Source organism: Nocardia sp. NPDC058640 (assembly GCF_042716995.1).
Taxonomy (GTDB): Bacteria; Actinomycetota; Actinomycetes; order Mycobacteriales; family Mycobacteriaceae; genus Nocardia.
This window is the reverse complement of record NZ_JBHXRG010000033.1, coordinates 1-16554: the sequence shown is the minus strand read 5'-3', so window position 1 is coordinate 16554 and position 16554 is coordinate 1. Positions and strand designations below refer to the sequence as shown.

General features: G+C 67.8%; 17 protein-coding genes. 10 read left to right on the top strand and 7 right to left on the bottom strand.

Annotated features, from left to right (window positions below):
* Positions 1 to 138: 138 nt before the first annotated feature.
* Positions 139 to 1023, bottom strand: coding sequence for an NAD-dependent protein deacetylase (locus ACFWU5_RS24965; protein ID WP_379243157.1), 885 nt, complete (start codon positions 1021 to 1023; stop codon positions 139 to 141).
* 118 nt (positions 1024 to 1141) lie between these two features.
* Between ACFWU5_RS24965 and ACFWU5_RS24960 the strand changes: the two genes are divergently transcribed.
* Together ACFWU5_RS24960 and ACFWU5_RS24955 are read left to right on the top strand one after the other, a co-directional pair.
* Positions 1142 to 1597 carry a hypothetical protein gene (locus tag ACFWU5_RS24960; RefSeq protein WP_379243158.1) on the top strand — a complete coding sequence of 152 codons (456 nt, stop codon included), beginning with the start codon at positions 1142 to 1144 and terminating at the stop codon, positions 1595 to 1597.
* A gap of 89 nt (positions 1598 to 1686) precedes the next feature.
* Positions 1687 to 2037, top strand: a complete 351-nt coding sequence (locus ACFWU5_RS24955) for a hypothetical protein (protein WP_379269175.1) — start codon at positions 1687 to 1689, stop codon at positions 2035 to 2037.
* Here ACFWU5_RS24955 and ACFWU5_RS24950 read toward each other — a convergent pair.
* Positions 2015 to 2371: an acyl-CoA thioesterase domain-containing protein gene (locus ACFWU5_RS24950; RefSeq protein WP_379269174.1), complete on the bottom strand. Its 357-nt coding sequence runs from the start codon at positions 2369 to 2371 to the stop codon at positions 2015 to 2017. The two genes, ACFWU5_RS24955 and ACFWU5_RS24950, sit on opposite strands and share 23 nt — an antisense overlap.
* A 239-nt stretch (positions 2372 to 2610) precedes the next feature.
* Here ACFWU5_RS24950 and ACFWU5_RS24945 point away from each other — a divergent pair, with 239 nt between their 5' ends.
* Positions 2611 to 3162 (top strand): hypothetical protein, encoded by a 552-nt coding sequence (locus ACFWU5_RS24945; RefSeq protein WP_379269172.1) that lies wholly within the window; start codon positions 2611 to 2613, stop codon positions 3160 to 3162.
* On the opposite strand, the gene cobN is transcribed toward ACFWU5_RS24945, so the two are convergent.
* The 4 genes from cobN to ACFWU5_RS24925 form a co-directional block, all read right to left on the bottom strand.
* Positions 3132 to 6884 carry a cobaltochelatase subunit CobN gene (cobN, locus tag ACFWU5_RS24940; RefSeq protein ID WP_379269170.1) on the bottom strand — a complete coding sequence of 1251 codons (3753 nt, stop codon included), beginning with the start codon at positions 6882 to 6884 and terminating at the stop codon, positions 3132 to 3134. The genes ACFWU5_RS24945 and cobN overlap by 31 nt on opposite strands.
* A 255-nt stretch (positions 6885 to 7139) precedes the next feature.
* Positions 7140 to 8306 carry a MerR family transcriptional regulator gene (locus ACFWU5_RS24935; RefSeq protein WP_379269169.1) on the bottom strand — a complete coding sequence of 389 codons (1167 nt, stop codon included), beginning with the start codon at positions 8304 to 8306 and terminating at the stop codon, positions 7140 to 7142.
* Between the two features lie 33 nt (positions 8307 to 8339).
* Positions 8340 to 9014: a hypothetical protein gene (locus ACFWU5_RS24930; RefSeq protein WP_379243168.1), complete on the bottom strand. Its 675-nt coding sequence runs from the start codon at positions 9012 to 9014 to the stop codon at positions 8340 to 8342.
* 45 nt (positions 9015 to 9059) lie between these two features.
* A complete protein-coding gene (locus ACFWU5_RS24925) occupies positions 9060 to 9230 on the bottom strand; it encodes a hypothetical protein (RefSeq protein ID WP_379269167.1) in 171 nt (56 codons plus the stop codon).
* A 42-nt stretch (positions 9231 to 9272) separates the two neighbouring features.
* Here ACFWU5_RS24925 and cobG point away from each other — a divergent pair, with 42 nt between their 5' ends.
* The 3 genes from cobG to ACFWU5_RS24910 all read left to right on the top strand — a co-directional run bounded on the left by cobG (position 9273) and on the right by ACFWU5_RS24910 (position 11923).
* On the top strand, positions 9273 to 10466 hold the full coding sequence (gene cobG, locus ACFWU5_RS24920) for a precorrin-3B synthase (protein WP_379269165.1): 1194 nt from the start codon (positions 9273 to 9275) through the stop codon (positions 10464 to 10466).
* Positions 10467 to 10498: 32 nt separating this feature from the next.
* Positions 10499 to 10744: a type II toxin-antitoxin system ParD family antitoxin gene (locus ACFWU5_RS24915; protein ID WP_379269163.1), complete on the top strand. Its 246-nt coding sequence runs from the start codon at positions 10499 to 10501 to the stop codon at positions 10742 to 10744.
* Positions 10745 to 10831: 87 nt separating this feature from the next.
* Positions 10832 to 11923, top strand: a complete 1092-nt coding sequence (locus ACFWU5_RS24910) for an RNA ligase (ATP) (RefSeq protein ID WP_379269162.1) — start codon at positions 10832 to 10834, stop codon at positions 11921 to 11923.
* Positions 11924 to 12012: 89 nt separating this feature from the next.
* Here the strand turns inward: ACFWU5_RS24910 and ddaH are convergent, their stop codons facing one another.
* Positions 12013 to 12876, bottom strand: a complete 864-nt coding sequence (gene ddaH / locus ACFWU5_RS24905) for a dimethylargininase (RefSeq protein WP_379269160.1) — start codon at positions 12874 to 12876, stop codon at positions 12013 to 12015.
* A gap of 131 nt (positions 12877 to 13007) precedes the next feature.
* On the opposite strand from ddaH, the gene ACFWU5_RS24900 reads away from it, so the two are divergent.
* From ACFWU5_RS24900 to ACFWU5_RS24885, 4 genes are all read left to right on the top strand, one after another.
* Positions 13008 to 13445 (top strand): Lrp/AsnC family transcriptional regulator, encoded by a 438-nt coding sequence (locus ACFWU5_RS24900; protein ID WP_379269158.1) that lies wholly within the window; start codon positions 13008 to 13010, stop codon positions 13443 to 13445.
* Positions 13446 to 13508: 63 nt separating this feature from the next.
* Positions 13509 to 14144, top strand: a complete 636-nt coding sequence (locus ACFWU5_RS24895; RefSeq protein WP_379243180.1) for a precorrin-8X methylmutase — start codon at positions 13509 to 13511, stop codon at positions 14142 to 14144.
* A gap of 5 nt (positions 14145 to 14149) precedes the next feature.
* Positions 14150 to 15691 (top strand): precorrin-3B C(17)-methyltransferase, encoded by a 1542-nt coding sequence (gene cobJ / locus ACFWU5_RS24890; protein ID WP_379269204.1) that lies wholly within the window; start codon positions 14150 to 14152, stop codon positions 15689 to 15691.
* A gap of 190 nt (positions 15692 to 15881) precedes the next feature.
* The gene (locus ACFWU5_RS24885; RefSeq protein WP_379269156.1) at positions 15882 to 16427 is read left to right on the top strand and encodes a ubiquitin-like domain-containing protein; all 546 of its coding nucleotides are present in this window, start codon (positions 15882 to 15884) and stop codon (positions 16425 to 16427) included.
* The last annotated feature ends 127 nt before the right edge of the window (positions 16428 to 16554 follow it).

The window sequence follows — 16554 nt, the reverse complement described above, 5'->3', positions numbered from 1 at the left end:
CGATCATTCGACCCGCTGCAGGGCCGACAACCCCGCTGCGAGGAAAACTTTGCGCCGCGGGTGGAACTCTTCATGCACTGGTGCGCAGAGCTTACCCACGTCGAATCCGCCGCCGTCACCGAGGGATCAAGTTACCGTTCATTTCGTTATGAAACGACCCGAATCCGCGCGTGCGGACGCCGGTTGCGAGCCGGTCAATTCCGTTGCCAGCGCGCACAGAGTTTCCGAGCAGCCCGCGTCGATTCGCAGAGTGGCCAGTTCGTCGCCGCGGGTGCGTCCTCGATTCAGAATCACCACTGGTACACCGTTTTTCGCTGCTCTGCGCACGAAACGCAAGCCTGACATCACGGTCAGCGAAGACCCGGCCACCAGTAACGCGTCGGCGTCATCGACCATGGCGAAACTGGCTTCGACCCGGTCGGGTGGCACATTCTCGCCGAAATACACGATGTCGGGTTTGAGCATTCCCCCGCACGATTCGCAGTCGACCATCCGGAATTGTCCGGTATCTGTCACGACCGCGTCGGCATCGGGCGCTACTTCGATACCGGTGGCCGAAACATCTTCCAGAAAACCAGGATTCGCGATTTCGAGACGGTGTGCCAGGGTCATCCGGGAAATCATGGTGGTGCAGTGCAGGCAACGTACTCGCGCATAGGTGCCGTGCAGATCGATCACCTTGCGGGCGCCGGCCTTGGTATGCAACAGGTCGACGTTCTGGGTGATCACGCCCGACACCGCACCCGCGCGCTCGAGGTGCGCGACGGCGCGGTGGCCGGGGTTGGGGCGGGCGGCGTCCATGCGGCGCCAGCCCAGGTGATTGCGGGCCCAATACCGCTGCCGGAAAACCGGGTCGCCGACGAATTGCTGGTACGTCATCGGGGTGCGCGGTGGCGAATCGGCACCGCGGTAATCGGGGATGCCGCTGTCGGTGCTGCAGCCGGCACCGGACAGCACCACGACGCGGCGCCCGGCCAGCAGCCGCGCCGCGCGTTCCACCGCCCCGGTGGTGTCGTCCACCATGAATTCACTGTACGAGTGGTGTGCGCGGCGCGAACACGCCGGGCGGAGTTGCGTGCGGTGGGCGCGCGGCGACATGATGTTTCATCCGCCCGGCATCGACCGCTGTAGAGGAAACCCTATGTCCGACACCGACGAGCACGGCCGCACGGCGCTCAATGCCGCGGTCGACGGGACTATCGTCGCCGTCCGCCGGATGTTCTATGTCCTGGGCGACGAGATCGACCGCACCGAAGGCCCGATCGAATTCACCTTCCACGACGGGTCGACGCTGCTGTTCGATGCCGGTGTCGACGGCGCGGAACTGCGCATCGGCGGGTCGCCGTGGCGGGATCCGTTCGAGCCGCTGGTGGACCCGGTCAACATCGAATACGTCGCCAACTCGGGCAAGTACACCGCTTTCGACGTCACCGACGAAGCGCCCTACGACGAGCTCGCGGGCCGTCGCGTCGACGCGGTTTCGGTGGTGCCGCTGGCCGACGGCCGCCCGCGCGCGGCGACCCTGTATCTGGGTTCGGGCATGGTGAAGGCGGAGTCGATCGCCGACGAACTCATCGTCACGCTGATTTCCGCGTAGCGAACACTCACCGCGCACGCCTTCCCAGCGCGCCGACGCTCCCTGAGGCAAAGTAGGGCTCGGCGGTGACGGCGTGGGAAGGTGCGGGTGTGGGTGTAGCGGTGGCGGGGCAGGTCAGGTGGCGGTCGGGGTGGGGTGTGGCGGCGGGGTTGTTCGTGGCTGTATTCGTTTTGGTGCCAGCGACTTTCGCGGTGCAGAACGCGTGGCAGGTGCCGATGCCGCGGACTGTTTCGTTCGCGAAGATCGAGCCGATCGCTGTGTCGTATTGGGTCAGTTGGGGGTCGACGCTGGCGGTGCTGCTGGTGCCCGCGGTGGTGTTGTGGTTGTTGCCGGTGGCGCGGGCAATCGCGCTGGGTTATCTGTTGACCACCACGACCGTCGGGGCGGTGCTGTGCGGGGCGACCGTGGCGATGGCGTTCACTGGGCTTGCGGCTGTTTGACCGCGAACGATTCGGACAGTTTGTCGATGACATCGCCGCGGATCTGTCTGCGTTCGTTGGCCAGCGCGGTGGTGGTCACCGAGCGGACGCGGTTGCCGTCGCGCACGAGTTCGCTGGTGATCGTCAGTGGGGTTGCGGGGACCGGACGGTGCAGGTCGACGGTGAACCGTGCCGGGGCGAACCCGTCGGTGCAGTAGCCCGCTTCCACTTCGCGCGCCATCAGCCCGCACACGGGCGGCCCGGACAGCGTGCTGGGCGCCCACAGACTCAGCGCGTACCGCATGGGCGTGTAGACGCCGTCGGCGTGCGTGAAATAGCCAGGGGAGGTACTCATCGTGCCCCTTTCTTCTTCGTGGGTACCGGGCGCGATCGCGGCGGCACACCATGCCTCACACTAGAACGTGTTGCAGTTTTGCGGCAAGCGGGCCGAACTTCTCGCTCGCGGTTTCCGGGGCTGCTGCGACGACGGGCAGCGCCTGGGTGGATTCCCTGACCTGAGTTCAGGGCTGACGCCGGATGTCTCGGGGGCGACGGTGGCATAGCGTCGATGACAGACCCGAACAGGAGTACGCCTTGCGAAAACTCACCGCCGCACTCACGACCACGACCGTCTACGCCGTCTCGGCGACCCTGGTGCTGTGCACCATGATCGCTGAGACGATTTTCCTGTATCCGAACTACTTTCACGATATCCCGGCATCACTGGAGGTGGCCGACGAGTTCACCGCCGTGGTGTCGGTCGGCGGTGTGATGCGCCCACTGGGGATGTTCGTGACGCTGAGCGCGGTTCTCGCGGTCGCTGTCAGCCTGTGGACGAGGCGGGCTCGTGGCTGGTTGCTCGCGTCGATCGTGCCGTATATCTCGGGAATGTTCCTGCTCTCGATGCTGTACCTGTGGCCGCGCTGGCCGATCCTGTTCGATGATCGCGCGTTGTACACCGTCGACGAGTTGCACAGCACGGTCCAGGAGATCTGGGTGGCCCATGCGGTGCGCGTCGCCTGCGGGTTGTTCACCGCGATCTTGGCGGTGATCGCGGCGCTGCGGATCTACCGTGACCGGATTCTGCTCCAGGTCGAGCAGGCGAATTCGGTGGACTACTCGAGTTCGCCTTCGGTCTCCAGGTAGACCTGGCGCAGCTTATCGAGGGTTTCCTGTTCCGGGCGCTCCCACAGCTTGCGCTCGGCGGCTTCCAGGAGGCGTTCGGCGATGCCGTGCAGGGCCCACGGGTTGGACTGCTCCATGAACTTGCGGTTCACGTCGTCGAAAACGTAACTCTCCGACAGCTTTTCGTACATCCAGTCCGCGACCACGTTGGTGGTGGCGTCGTAGCCGAACAGGTAGTCCACGGTGGCGGCCATTTCGAACGCGCCCTTGTAGCCGTGGCGGCGCATCGCCTCGAGCCAGCGCGGGTTCACCACGCGGGCGCGGAACACGCGCGCGGTTTCCTCCGACAGCGTGCGGGTGCGCACGGCGTCGGGGCGGGTGGAGTCGCCGATGTAGGCCTCGGGGTTGCGGCCGGTCAGCGCGCGGACGGTGGCGACCATGCCGCCGTGGTACTGGAAGTAGTCGTCGGAGTCGGCGATGTCGTGTTCGCGGGTGTCGGTGTTCTTGGCGGCCACGGCGATGCGCTTGTAGGCGGTGCGCATGTCGTCGGCGGCGGGGGCGCCGTCGAGGTCGCGGCCGTAGGCGTAACCGCCCCAGGTGGTGTAGACCTGGGCGAGGTCGGCGTCGGTGCGCCAGCTCTTGGAGTCGATGAGTTGGAGCAGGCCCGCGCCGTAGGTGCCGGGCTTGGAGCCGAAGATGCGGGTGGTGGCGCGGCGGGTGTCGCCGTGTTCGGCCAGGTCCGATTGTGCGTGTGCGCGAATGTAATTCGACTCGGCGGGCTCGTCGAGGTCGGCTACGAGACGGACTGCGTCGTCGAGCAGGGCGAGCACGTGCGGGAAGGCGTCGCGGAAAAAGCCGGAGATGCGGACGGTGACGTCGATGCGGGGGCGGGCGAGTTCGTCGAGGGAGATCACCTCGAGGGAGGTGACGCGGCGGCTCGCTTCGTCCCACACGGGTCGAACACCAAGCAGGGCGAAGACTTCCGCGATGTCGTCGCCGGAGGTGCGCATGGCGGAGGTGCCCCATACCGACAGGCCTACCGACTTCGGGTATTCGCCGTGGTCGGCCAGGTAGCGGGCCAGCAGGGATTCGGCCATCGCCTGGCCGGTTTCCCAGGCCAGGCGCGACGGGACTGCTTTGGGGTCGACGGAGTAGAAGTTGCGGCCTGTCGGCAGCACGTTGATGAGGCCGCGCAGGGGGGAGCCGCTGGGGCCCGCGGGGATGAAGCCGCCGTTGAGGGCGTGCAGGATTCGGGTGATCTCGATGCTGGTTTCGCGTAGGCGGGGGACGACTTCGGTTGCAGCGAAACGCAATACGGCTTTCACGGCTTGCAGACGGCCGCTCACGGCGACGCTGCCTGTCGCGGGAGAGCTGGCGTCCGCCGGGGTCGCGGGAGTTGCGGAATTCGCGGCAACGTCATCTGCAGCTGCGTCCGCCTGATCCGCCACAAGACCTGCGGCCGTGGCCGAATCGTCTACTCCCCCAGCGAGAATCGCGGTGGCGTAGTCGTCGACCAGCTGATCGACCGCGTCCACCGACCAGTCCGTCGCCTGCAACGCACCCAGCAGTTCGCGGGCGCGGCCTTCCACCACGTCGACACGCTCGCGGGATTCGTCACCGGCTTCGCTGAGCCCCAACGCTTCTCGCAAGCCGGGCACGTTCTGTTCGCCGCCCCACAGTTGGCGGGCGCGCAGCATCGCCAGCACCAGGTCGAGTTCTGTTTCACCCTCGGGTGCCTGGCCGAGGATGTGCAGGCCGTCGCGGATCTGGACGTCCTTGATCTCGCACAGCCAGCCGTCCACGTGCAGCAGCATGTCGTCGAAGACGTCTTCTTCGGGGCGTTCGGCCAGGCCCAGGTCGTGGTCCATTTTGGCCGCGCGCATCAGGGTCCAGATCTGCTGGCGGATGGCGGGCAGTTTGGCCGGGTCCAGAGCGGAGATGTTGGCGTGCTCGTCGAGCAGCTGTTCCAGGCGGGAGATGTCGCCGTAGGTTTCCGCGCGCGCCATCGGCGGGATGAGGTGGTCGACCAGGGTGGCGTGGGCGCGGCGCTTGGCCTGGGTGCCCTCGCCGGGGTCGTTGACCAGGAAGGGGTAGATCAGCGGCAGGTCGCCCAGTGCGGCGTCGGTGCCGCAGGAGGCGGACATGCCGATTGTCTTGCCGGGCAACCATTCCAGGTTGCCGTGCTTGCCCAGGTGCACCATCGCGTCGGCGGCGAAACCGTCGGGCGAGGACAGCCAGCGGTAGGCGGCGAGGTAGTGGTGGCTGGGCGGCAGGTCGGGGTCGTGGTAGATCGCGACGGGGTTCTCACCGAAGCCGCGGGGCGGCTGCACCATGAGCACCACATTGCCGAAACGCAGTGCGGCGATGACGATTTCACCCTTGGGGTCGGCGGAGCGGTCGACGTACAGTTCGCCGGGCGGCGGGCCCCACGCTTCGACGACCGCCTCGCGCAGGTCGGCGGGCAGGGATTCGAACCAGCGGGTGTAGGTGGTGGCGCCGATGCGAATCGGGTTGCCCTCCAACTGTTCCGCGCTCAACCACTCCGGGTCCTGACCGCCCGCGGCGATCAGCGCGTGGATCAGCGCGTCGCCGTCGCCTTCGACCAAGCCGGGAATCTCGTTGATATCGCCGAGATCGTAACCGGCGGCACGCATTTCGGTGAGTAGGCGGATGGCGCTGGCGGGCGTGTCCAGGCCTACGGCATTGCCGATGCGGGCGTGTTTGGTCGGGTAGGCCGAGAGCATGAGCGCGATCCGCTTGTCCGCGGTCGGGATGTGGCGCAGGCGGGCGTGACGCACCGCGATGCCCGCGACTCGCGCACAGCGTTCGGGGTCGGGGACGTAGGCGGACAGGCCGTCGGCGTCGAACTCCTTGAACGAGAACGGAACTGTGATGATGCGGCCGTCGAATTCGGGCACCGCGACCTGGGTGGCGACATCGAGGGGGGACAGACCGTCGTCGTTGACCTCCCACTGCGCGCGGCCGCTGGTCAGGCACAGGCCCTGCAGGATCGGCACGTCGAGGGCGGCCAGTGCGGCCACGTCCCAGGCTTCGTCGTCGCCACCGGCCGAGGCGGTCGCCGGCTTGCTGCCACCGGCGGCGAGCACGGTCACCACCAGCGCGTCGGCGCGGCCGAGCAGGGTGAGCAGTTCGGGTTCGGCGGTGCGCAGCGAGGCCGCGTAGACCGGCAGCGGGCGGGCACCCTTGGCCTCGATCGCCTTGCACAGCGCCTCGATGTAGGCGGTGTTGCCCGCCAGGTGCTGGGCGCGGTAGTAGACCACGCCGACGGTCGGGGCGTGCGGTTCGAGGATGCGCGCGGAGCGGTCGAGTTCGCCCCAGGTGGGCAGCTGGGCGGGCGGCTCGAAACCGTGACCGGTGAGCAGCACGGTGTCGGACAGGAAGTTGTGCAGCTGCAGCAGGTTCTCGGACCCACCCGCGGCGAGGTAGTTGTGCGCGTCGGCGGCGACACCGACCGGCACGGTCGAGCATTCCATCAGCTCCGCGTCGGGCGCGATCTCACCGCCCAGCGCCACCATCGGCACCCCGCTCGCGCGGATCGCGTCCAGACCGTCTTCCCAGGCGCGCTTGCCGCCCAGGATTCGCACGATCACCAGGTCCGCGCCGTCGAGCAGCTCCGGCAGATCCTCGACCAGCAGCCGGGCGGGATTGCCCCACCGGTATTGCGCGCCGCTCGCGCGGGCACTGAGCAGATCGGTGTCGGAGGTGGACAGCAGCAGGATCACAGGGTGAGACCTTCCTCGGGTTACGCGCCCATCGGGGGTGCAGCGGTGCTCGCCGGAGAGGGTCTGGCTGTTCACAGTGGCGCGACCGCACCGGATTTCCACCGGTTTCCTCGACGCCCGCCGAGCATGTCGATGCTACTGGGCCCACCCCACCCACAACTTTCCAGGCCGTTCCCACTCCTGGACGATTGATCACCAGGCAATGGCGCAAACATCGCCCGAGAAGGAAAATCCACCAGAGCCTGGTGATCTTGATCAAGGAGTGGGTTGGCAGGGCATGGCCAGGGTGGATAGGGCGCCTTCGTCGGCGGAGCGGACTCGGGCGGGGTGGTCGGGGGCTATGAGGTCGAGCATGACGTCGGGGCCGACTGCGGCTGCGATGGCTGGGTAGAGGGTGGTGACCGGGAAGTGGAGTGTCATTGCGGGGCCGGTGACCGTGGCGGGTAGGGAATGGTGGCCGACGGACAGGGTGCTCGGGTGGGTGTGGAGGGTGATGGTGGGGGTGTCTGCGGATTCCAGTGCGGTGAGCAGGTCGGTGCGGGCGATCACGACTCTGGTGCGGACTGGGGGTAGTGCGGTCAGCATTGCCCGGTAGTCGGGGAAGTTTTCGGTTGAACGGCGGCAGTGGCGGTGGGCATTTTCATCGATGCTGGGTTGCCCGGCGGCCGGGTTGACCTCGGAATCCGTAGCGGGCGTGGTGAATTCGATGCCCTCGGGGGTGGGTCGGATAGCTACGGAGTGTTGGCGGCGCAGCCAGGAGACTGTTGTGCGGAGATCTTCGGCATTGATCGTGGCGGTCCACGCTGTCTCGGCGCCGCGGGTGGGGCGCAGTGTTCTGGTGGTCAGGCGGTAGCGGTCTGTGGCGGTGAGGGTCAGCTCGTGCCGGGCTGTCTCGAACAGGATTGTGTCGAGGACCGGCATGGTCGGGTCGGTGATGGTGGCGGTGGCGACTTGGTCGATGGCGGCGGCGAGCATCGGTCCGCTCAACCACACGGTGTGGTCGGTGGTGGGTATCGGGTCGCCTGGTGCGTCGGCCTCGCAGCCGTCGGGCGATATCGGCGCTTTGTCGGACACGGCACGACCGGTGCGCAGTGCGGTGCGGGCGGCGGTCGCGGCGGCTCGGACCTCGGTGAGGTGGCGGTCCAGGTCGGCGAGATGGAGGTCGACCAGCTCGGCGGCGCGGGACGGGTCGGGTTCGGCGAGCACGGCCGCGACCGCCGGCAGCGGCATGTCCACCGCGCGTAGGTGGCGGATCAGGCGGGCGGTGTCGGACTGGTCGGGGGTGTAGTAGCGGTAGCCGGTGACGTCGTCGACGACGGCGGGGGCGAGGACGCCCGCGTCGGCGTAGAAGCGCAGGGCGCTGGCGCTCAGGCCACAGGCGCGGGCGAACGCTCCGATGGTGATCAGGTCGGTGTCGGGCACCGAATCATCCTCGGGGTTCGACCGAGTCGAAGGTCAAGTCGCGGGGACCTCGGTGCCCACGGCCAGCATGTCCGGGGAGCCGGTGCCCAGGTTGCGGTACACGTTGGCGATCACCAGCTGGCCAAGCGCGTGGTTGCCGACGCCGCCGATGACCGCGCCGATGCCGGCGGGAATGAGCGTGCCGAACAGCAGCAGTGTGCGTTTGACCAGGTAGTTGACGATGAAACGCTTGGCCGGGGAGTCGGGCATGCTCGACAGGCCGGGAATGTGGTCGGTGACCACGGTGAGCCACTTGCCGGTCTTGTGGCCCGCGGTCTCGTCGAGCAGTTTCGTGCCCGCGTCGCCGAGCACGACCTTCGATACCAGTTTCGCCTGGCGCGGGTCCTCGGTGTCGAGTCGGTACGCCGCGGCGGCACCGACCGACAGCACCGACGACGCCTCGAGGAAGACCAGGGAGTCCACGCCGGTCGCGGCCAGGCCGATCAGCGTGCCGACCCCGGGCACCGCGGCGGTGAGCCCCACGGTGACACCGCTGGCGGTGACCACGAACAGGTACTGGCGCGACAGGCGCTGCACGATCTCCACGGGCGGATCGTCGGGGTGGCGGGTGCTCAACCACTCGACATACCGGTTCACCACGGGCGCCTGCGCGTGGGCGACCCGGTCGAGGGCGGGAACGACACGCTTGTCCACGAACTCACGCAGCATGCGGTGACTCTCCTGTCGGTGCTGGGCTGGCGAAGGATCCGCCACTCACCCTAGGCGAGTACCCGCGAACCGGGCCGTCACGCGAGTCGGCCTGGTCACATCGGGTCCGGCGATGCCGTGACGCGAGTCCAGGCCGCACGGCCGCGCCATCACGCGACCCGGCCCGGTCACGTCGGACCGCACGACCTCGCCGTAGCGGCCGGCTGGGTGACTCACCGCCGACCTATCGCGGTCGGATGGGTCGTAGGCTGGACCATCATGACCAGGAGTGCGCCCGATTCTTGCCCAGGGGTTCTGCGGTTGCATCAGGCCGCCGATGGGCCGTTGGCGCGCATTCGCGTGCCCGGCGGACGGCTGGAATCGGCGCAGTTGCAGGTGTTGGCCGATGCTGCCCGCGATCTGGGCAACGGCAATCTCGAGTTGACCTCGCGCGGAAACATTCAGGTCAGGCAGGTGCGGGACGCGTCCGAGCTCGCCTTGCGTTTGGGTGCGGCGGGGTTGTTGCCCAGCGAAACCCATGAGCGGGTGCGCAATATTGTCGCGTCGCCGCTGTCGGGGCGCATCGGTGGTTTCGCCGACGTGCAGGGTCTGGCGGTCGGGTTGGATGCCGGGTTGCTGGCCGATCCGCGGCTGGGTGATCTGCCGGGGCGGGTGCTGTTCACCCTCGACGACGGTCGCGGTGATGTGAGCACGCTGCACGGCGACATCGGCATTCACGCTGTCGGCGACGACGAGTTCGCATTGCTGCTGGCCGGCGCCGACACCGGGCTTCGCGTCACCGCGGGCGAGGCGGTGGACGTCATGCTCGACGCGGCGCGCGGCTTCCTCGACCTGCGTGGCACCGGCGAAACCGGACAGTGGCGGTTGCACGAAATCCCCGGTGGGGTCGAATCGGTGATCGAGGCACTGGACCGCTCTCCCGCCGGAGCGCCGCTGGAACTCGGTGCCGCACATGACATTCCGATCGGCTGGCTCGACCAGGACAACGGCCTGGTCACCCTCGGCGCCGGGGTTCCGCTGGGCACCCTGTCGGCCAGGACCACCGAGTTCCTCGCCGCGATCGAACAGCCCGTGTTCGTCACCCCGTGGCGCAGCCTGGTGATCCCCGATCTCGCGGAGGGCCCCGCCGAAACCGTGGTACGGGTCCTTGCCCCGATGGGCCTGATCTTCGACGCCACCTCCCCCTGGCTGCAGGTCAGCGCCTGCGCCGGCCGCCCCGGCTGCGCCAAATCCCTCACCGACGTCCGCGCCGACCTCACCGCCGCCATCGAATCCGACCGAGTCCTGCCCGAATACCCGGACGCCCCAACAGAAGACGCGCTCCTACCCGCCGAAGAAGTCACCGTGGCAGGCCGCCAACACTGGTCCGGCTGCGACCGCCGCTGCGGCCGTCCACAAGGCCCGGTCACCGACGTCGTCGCCACCGCAAACGGCTACCGCGTCGACCATTGACGGTGTGGGTCATAGCTTTCTAACATTGCCCGATGGCCACCCTGAGCGTTTCACTACCGGATTCGATGCAGGCGTTCGTCGACGAACAGGTAGCGCGGCGTGGCTACCACTCGTGCAGTGACTACATCTGTGAGCTCATCGACCGTGAGCGGAATCGAACCCAACTCCGGAAAATCCTCCTCGCAGGTGCCGAGCCGGGCCCTGCGGACGCTGGCGACGACGCGTACTTCGACGGCCTGCGCGACCGCATTCGGTCACGTTCCAACGAAAAGCCCTGACCTTCCATCGTTGTTCGCGCCTGGAAACTCGGTCGACGGATTGTTGGATCGTTCGTAGTCTTGCGTTCTCACTACGAGGGGGTTCCTATGTCTACATTGCAGGTGACGGCTGAGCGACTGGTGGTTGTCGCGCATCCGAATGCTGATCGGCTGGAGTTGGCGCAGGTCGGGTTGTATCGGGCCGTTGTCGCCAAGGGGCAGTACGTGACCGGCGATGTCGCGGTCTATATCCCGGAGCAGTCGGTGCTGCCCGGGGAGCTGATCGCCGAGCTCGGGTTGACCGGGAAACTAGCTGGGTCGCTGTGTAATCGGGTGAAGGCGGTGCGGCTACGGGGTGAGGTTTCGCAGGGCATCGTGTGCAGGCCTAGCACGCTGCGTGGAGTGGATCTCGAGGAGGCCGCGGACGCGGGAACCGATTTCGCCGAATCGCTGGGGATCGTGAAATGGGTTCCGCCGGTGCCGGTTTCGATGTCGGGGCAGGTCGAGTCGGCACCGGATTTGCTGCGGTGGGTCGATGTCGAGAACATCAAGCGATTTCCCGATATCTTCAGCGCCGGGGAGCCAGTGGTGGCCACGGAGAAGATTCACGGCACCGCCTGCCTGCTCACCCATGTGCGGGAGGGTGATCGAATTCTGGTGTCGTCCAAGGGGGTTGGTGGCCGGTCGCTGTCGCTGACCGCGGCCGACGGCAACCTGTACTGGCGTGCCATTCGGGCCCACGGGCTCGATGAGGCGGCCCGCAAACTCGCCGCCTCGCTGGGCGCGGACCGGATCGGGCTGTTCGGTGAGGTGTACGGCGCGGGTGTGCAGGACCTGCACTACGGTGCTTCCGCCGCCCAGGACGAGTCGCTGGGGTTCGGCCTGTTCGACATCGCGGTGGACGCGGGTGGGCAGCCGGTTCGCTGGCTCGGACATCACGAGATCACCGCACTGCTCGATGATCTCGGCCTCACCCTGCCGCGCGTGCCGGTGCTCTACGAGGGCGCCTACGACGCCGAGTTGCTGATGGCGTTGGCCGAGGGCACCGAGACCGTCAGCGGAGCGGGCACCAATATCCGTGAGGGGCTGGTAGTTCGACCTGCCGTCGAAAGGCAGTCGCCGATCCTCGGTGGCCGGACGATCGGCAAAATTGTCTCCGCCGCGTACCTGTTGCGCGACGGTGGCACCGAATACGAATGAGCGCCAACGAGTTACGCGTGCATGATCTCCGAACGTGCACGCGTAACTCACCCACATTCAGCTAGGAATGCGCTGGGGTCGCTTCCGGGCTAGCCTGCGGTCGTGTCGCGGCGGTTGTGCAGCTCGAGCACGCAGCACTTCACGCCGCCGCCGCCCTTGCGCAGTTCGGACACGTCGACGGGTACGGGGGTGAAGCCGCGCTCGCGCAATGCCGCGATGAGGGAGGTGGCGCCGGGGTCGAGGAAGACGTGTCGGCCGTCGCTGAGGCCGTTGAGGCCGAAGGAGACCGCGTCGTTGTCGTCGGCGAGGATCGCGTCGGGGTACAGGTGGGCGAGGGTGTCGCGGGCGGCGGGGCTGAAGGCTGCCGGGTAGTAGGCGATGGTGGTGTCGTCCAGGACCATCAGGGCGGTGTCGAGGTGGTAGAAGCGCGGGTCGACCAGTTCCAGGGAGATCACCGGCAGGTCGAAGTATTGTGCGACCTCCGCGTGCGCGGACAGCGAGCACCGGAATCCGACACCGGCCAGGATCCGTTGGCCCGCGAACGCGAAATCGCCTTCGCCCTCGTTGATTTCGGTGGCGGGGGCGAGTTCGCGCAGTTCGCGGGCGGCGAACCACTGGTGGAAGGCGGGGCCCTCGGCGGCGCGTTCGGGGTGCGCGAAGCGGGCCGACATGGCCAGGCCGCCGATCACGATGCCGCTGTTGGCGGCGAAGACCATGTCGGGCAGACCCGGCTCGCCGGGCACCGTGTCCACCGTGTGGCCGTGGGCTTCCAGGGTCGCGCGCAGTACGTCCCACTGGGCCAGCGCCCGCGCCCGGTCGACCGGGGCGGCCGGGTCCATCCACGGGTTGATCGCGTAGGTCACCTCGAAATGGTCGGGGCGGCACAGCACGTAGCGGCGCAATGAGGCGACGCGCGTGGGTGCGGATACGCGAAGTGGAGTGACGGCGGTCAACAGGGCTCCCGGTGGCTGCGCGGACGGTTTCCACGACCGTAATCGCCGTTCCGTTGCGCAGGTAACACCGATTCGTTGCGCATATTGGTCCCGAAATGCAGAATCATTGTTCGACAAGACAAGGGAGCGACGTGGACGATATTGATCGACGCATTCTGGGTGAGCTGCTCGTGCGCGCCCGCGCCTCGTTCCAGGAGATCGGGTCGGTGGTCGGGCTGTCCGCGCCCGCGGTGAAGCGGCGGGTGGACAAGATGGTCGCCAGCGGGCAGATCACCGGATTCACCGCGCAGGTCAACCCGGCGGCGCTGGGTTGGACGACCGAGGCCTACGTCGAGGTCTACTACCGCGACAACATCTCCCCCGCCGAGCTGCGGCGCACCCTGGAACCGATTCCGCAGGTCGTGGGGGTGTGCACGATCGCGGGCGAAGCCGATGCGCTCGTGCACGTGATGGCCACCGATATGGCCGAGATCGAGGTGACCGTCGAGCGGATCAGGGAGAACGCGCGCGTGGGGCGCACCCGCAGTTCGCTGGTGATGTCGCGCATTCTGGAACGCCCGCGCACCTGAGCTCGCGGGCCGGAGCCGACCGCGGCGAACAGCATGTCGGGGGCAGGTTCTAGGGTTGTCGGCATGTCCGATGTGCGTGCCAGCTACCTCACCGACGGGGCCGAGATCTATCGGCGCTCGTTCGCGACGATCCGCGCCGAAGCCGATCTCGCCGGTTTCCCCGCCGATGTCGAGCGGGTGGCGGTACGCATGATCCACGGGTGCGGGCAGGTCGACCTGGCCGCCGACATCGCCTACTCCCCCGGCGTGGTCGCCGCCGCGCGCGCCGCACTGCACGCGGGCAGGCCGATCATCTGCGATGCGAACATGGTCGCCTCCGGGGTGACCCGCAAGCGGCTGCCCGCCGACAACGCGGTGCTGTGCAATCTCACCGACCCGCGCGTGCCCGACCTGGCCGCGCGACTGGGCAACACCCGATCGGTGGCGGCGCTGGAACTGTTGCGCGACCAACTCGACGGTGCGGTGGTGGCGATCGGCAACGCGCCGACCGCGCTGTTCCACCTGCTCGACATGCTCGACGCGGGCGCCCCGCGACCCGCCGCGATCATCGGCATCCCGGTCGGGTTCATCGGCGCCGCCGAATCCAAGCAGGCGCTGATCGACTTCGGCGGGATCGAATATCTCACCGTGCGCGGACGCCGTGGCGGCAGCGCGATCACCGCGTCGGCACTGAATGCTATTGCGAGCGAACAGGAGTGAGTGCGATCACCGGCAAACTGTGGGGTATCGGCCTGGGTCCGGGCGATCCGGAACTGGTCACCGTGAAAGCGGCCAGGCTCATCGCCGAAGCCGATGTGGTCGCGTTCCACAGTGCCAAGCACGGGCGCAGCATCTCGCGCGCCATCGCGCAGCCGTACCTGCGCGCGGGGCAGATCGAGGAACACCTGGTCTACCCGGTCACCGTGGAGACCACCGATCATCCCGGCGGCTATCAGGGTGCGATCGACGAGTTCTACGAGCAGGCCGCTGAACGGTTGGCCGCGCACCTGGCCGCGGGGCGCACGGTCGCGCTGCTGGCCGCGGGTGATCCGCTGTTCTACTCCTCCTATATGCACATGCACCGGCGGTTGGCCGATCGGTTCGACGCGGAGATCGTTCCCGGAATCACTTCTGTCAGTGCGGCTTCCGCGGCACTGGGGACACCGCTGGTCGAGGGTGAGCAGGTGTTGACGGTGCTGCCGGGCACCATGCCGGTCGAGGAGTTGACGCAGCGGCTGCGGACCACCGAGGCGGCCGCCATCATGAAGCTGGGGCGCACATTTCCCGGTGTGCGACAGGCGCTTTCGGATTCCGGTCGGTTGGGCGATGCATATTACGTCGAGCGCGCGAGCAGTACCCGTCAGCGGGTGCTCGCCGCGGCGGATGTGGACGAAGCCGACGTGCCGTACTTCTCGATCGTGCTCGTCCCCGGCCCGACCCCGACCACGCAGATCCCGGCTCGCGACACCGTCGACCGGGCAGCTACCACGCCCGACACCGACCTCGAATCCGTAGTCGCGCCAGGCGAAGTCGTGGTTGTCGGCCTCGGCCCCGGCGATGCCGACTGGACCACTCCGCAGGTCACCGCGGCGCTCGCCGAGGCGACGGATCTCGTCGGCTACACCACCTACATCAACCGTGTTCCCGAACGGGCGGGTCAGCGCAGGCACGCCAGCGACAACAAGGTCGAATCCGAGCGCGCCGCGATGGCCCTGGACCTGGCCAAGCGCGGCGCTCGCGTCGCGGTGGTCTCCTCGGGCGATCCGGGTGTGTTCGCCATGGCCGCGGCCGTCCTCGAAGTGTCGGCCGAACCGCAGTTCAAGGACGTGCCCGTCCGCGTGCTTCCGGGGCTGACCGCCGCCAATGCCGTGGCGAGTCGGGTCGGCGCACCACTGGGGCACGACTACGCGATGATCTCGCTGTCGGATCGGCTCAAGCCGTGGGAGGTTGTCGCGCAACGTCTTTCGGCGGTCGCCGCGGCCGATATGGCCATCGCCATCTACAACCCCGCCTCCTCGCAACGACGCTGGCAGGTCGGTGCGATGCGCGACGTGCTGCTCGAACACCGGAAGCCGACCACGCCGGTGGTGTTGGGTCGCGATGTGGGCGGGCCGACCGAATCGGTGCGGGTGACCACCCTGGGTGAGCTCGATCCCGACGAGGTCGACATGCGCACGCTGCTGATCATCGGCGCCTCGACCACCGCCACCTTCGACACGCCGGAAGGCACTCGAGTGTTCACTTCGCGCAGGTACGGCGCGGTGTAGCCGACTACCCACCCGGTCCGACCGCGCACGTGCGCGCAGGCAGCCCGGCGACAGCGTGGTGCGGTGGCACACTGGATTCGCGGGGACGCCCGCGAGAACACAGCGCCACTTGTGCACACAGCGTGACATCTCGATTTCCTGGTTCGATTCCCCAACGCGTCCCACGAGGACGATGAAAGGATTCACCACGATGAGAGTTCAGCACCACGCACGTCTGCCTCTCAGTACCCGATTACGTCGCGGCATGACGGTCGGACTCATCGCCGCCGCCATGGCCGTTCCCACCGCCGGGTTGCTGCCGGTCACCGCGTCGGCGCAACTGCCTGCGCTGCCGGCGCTTCCGGTTGTCCCCGAAGTACCGCCACTGCCTGCCGCGCCGGGGGCACCTGCCGTACCCGCAGTACCCGGCGAGGACACAGTGCCCGGAGTACCCGGCGAACCTGCCGCGGTTCCCGGCTCACCCGCGGGCCGACAGGCACCGGTGGAACTCAGCGACCCCACCGCCGACCCCCTCACCGTGCTCGTGGTCACTCTCGAGAGCGGGCCCGTGGAGGTCAGCCTCGACGCCGCCGCCACGGTGAAGGACCTCTCCGCGGCGCTCGAGACGGAGACCGGGATTCCGGTGCAACAGCAGCGACTGTTGATCAAGGACGGCAGCGTCGAGCTGGAAAGCTCCCAGACGTTGGCCTCCTACGGGCTGGTCTCCGGTGACGTCGTAGAGCTGCAGGTCGCTTAACGGATCACCGCGGCGGGGGGTGGGGGGGCGGCGGCGCCAACCCCCCCCCCCCCCCCCCCCCCACCCACCCCCCCAACGAAAATTTGGTGGTGACCCGCCCCCCCCCCGAACAAAACAAAAACCAATA

Coding starts and splice junctions, on each gene's coding strand:
- ACFWU5_RS24965 (WP_379243157.1), bottom strand. CDS start 1,023: ATGGTGGACGACACCACCGGGGCGGTGGAACGCGCGGCGCGGCTGCTG.
- ACFWU5_RS24895 (WP_379243180.1), top strand. CDS start 13,509: ATGTCCGATGTGCGTGCCAGCTACCTCACCGACGGGGCCGAGATCTAT.
- ACFWU5_RS24885 (WP_379269156.1), top strand. CDS start 15,882: ATGAGAGTTCAGCACCACGCACGTCTGCCTCTCAGTACCCGATTACGT.
- ACFWU5_RS24930 (WP_379243168.1), bottom strand. CDS start 9,014: ATGCTGCGTGAGTTCGTGGACAAGCGTGTCGTTCCCGCCCTCGACCGG.
- ACFWU5_RS24910 (WP_379269162.1), top strand. CDS start 10,832: ATGTCTACATTGCAGGTGACGGCTGAGCGACTGGTGGTTGTCGCGCAT.
- ACFWU5_RS24915 (WP_379269163.1), top strand. CDS start 10,499: ATGGCCACCCTGAGCGTTTCACTACCGGATTCGATGCAGGCGTTCGTC.
- cobG (WP_379269165.1), top strand. CDS start 9,273: ATGACCAGGAGTGCGCCCGATTCTTGCCCAGGGGTTCTGCGGTTGCAT.
- ACFWU5_RS24950 (WP_379269174.1), bottom strand. CDS start 2,371: ATGAGTACCTCCCCTGGCTATTTCACGCACGCCGACGGCGTCTACACG.
- ACFWU5_RS24960 (WP_379243158.1), top strand. CDS start 1,142: ATGTCCGACACCGACGAGCACGGCCGCACGGCGCTCAATGCCGCGGTC.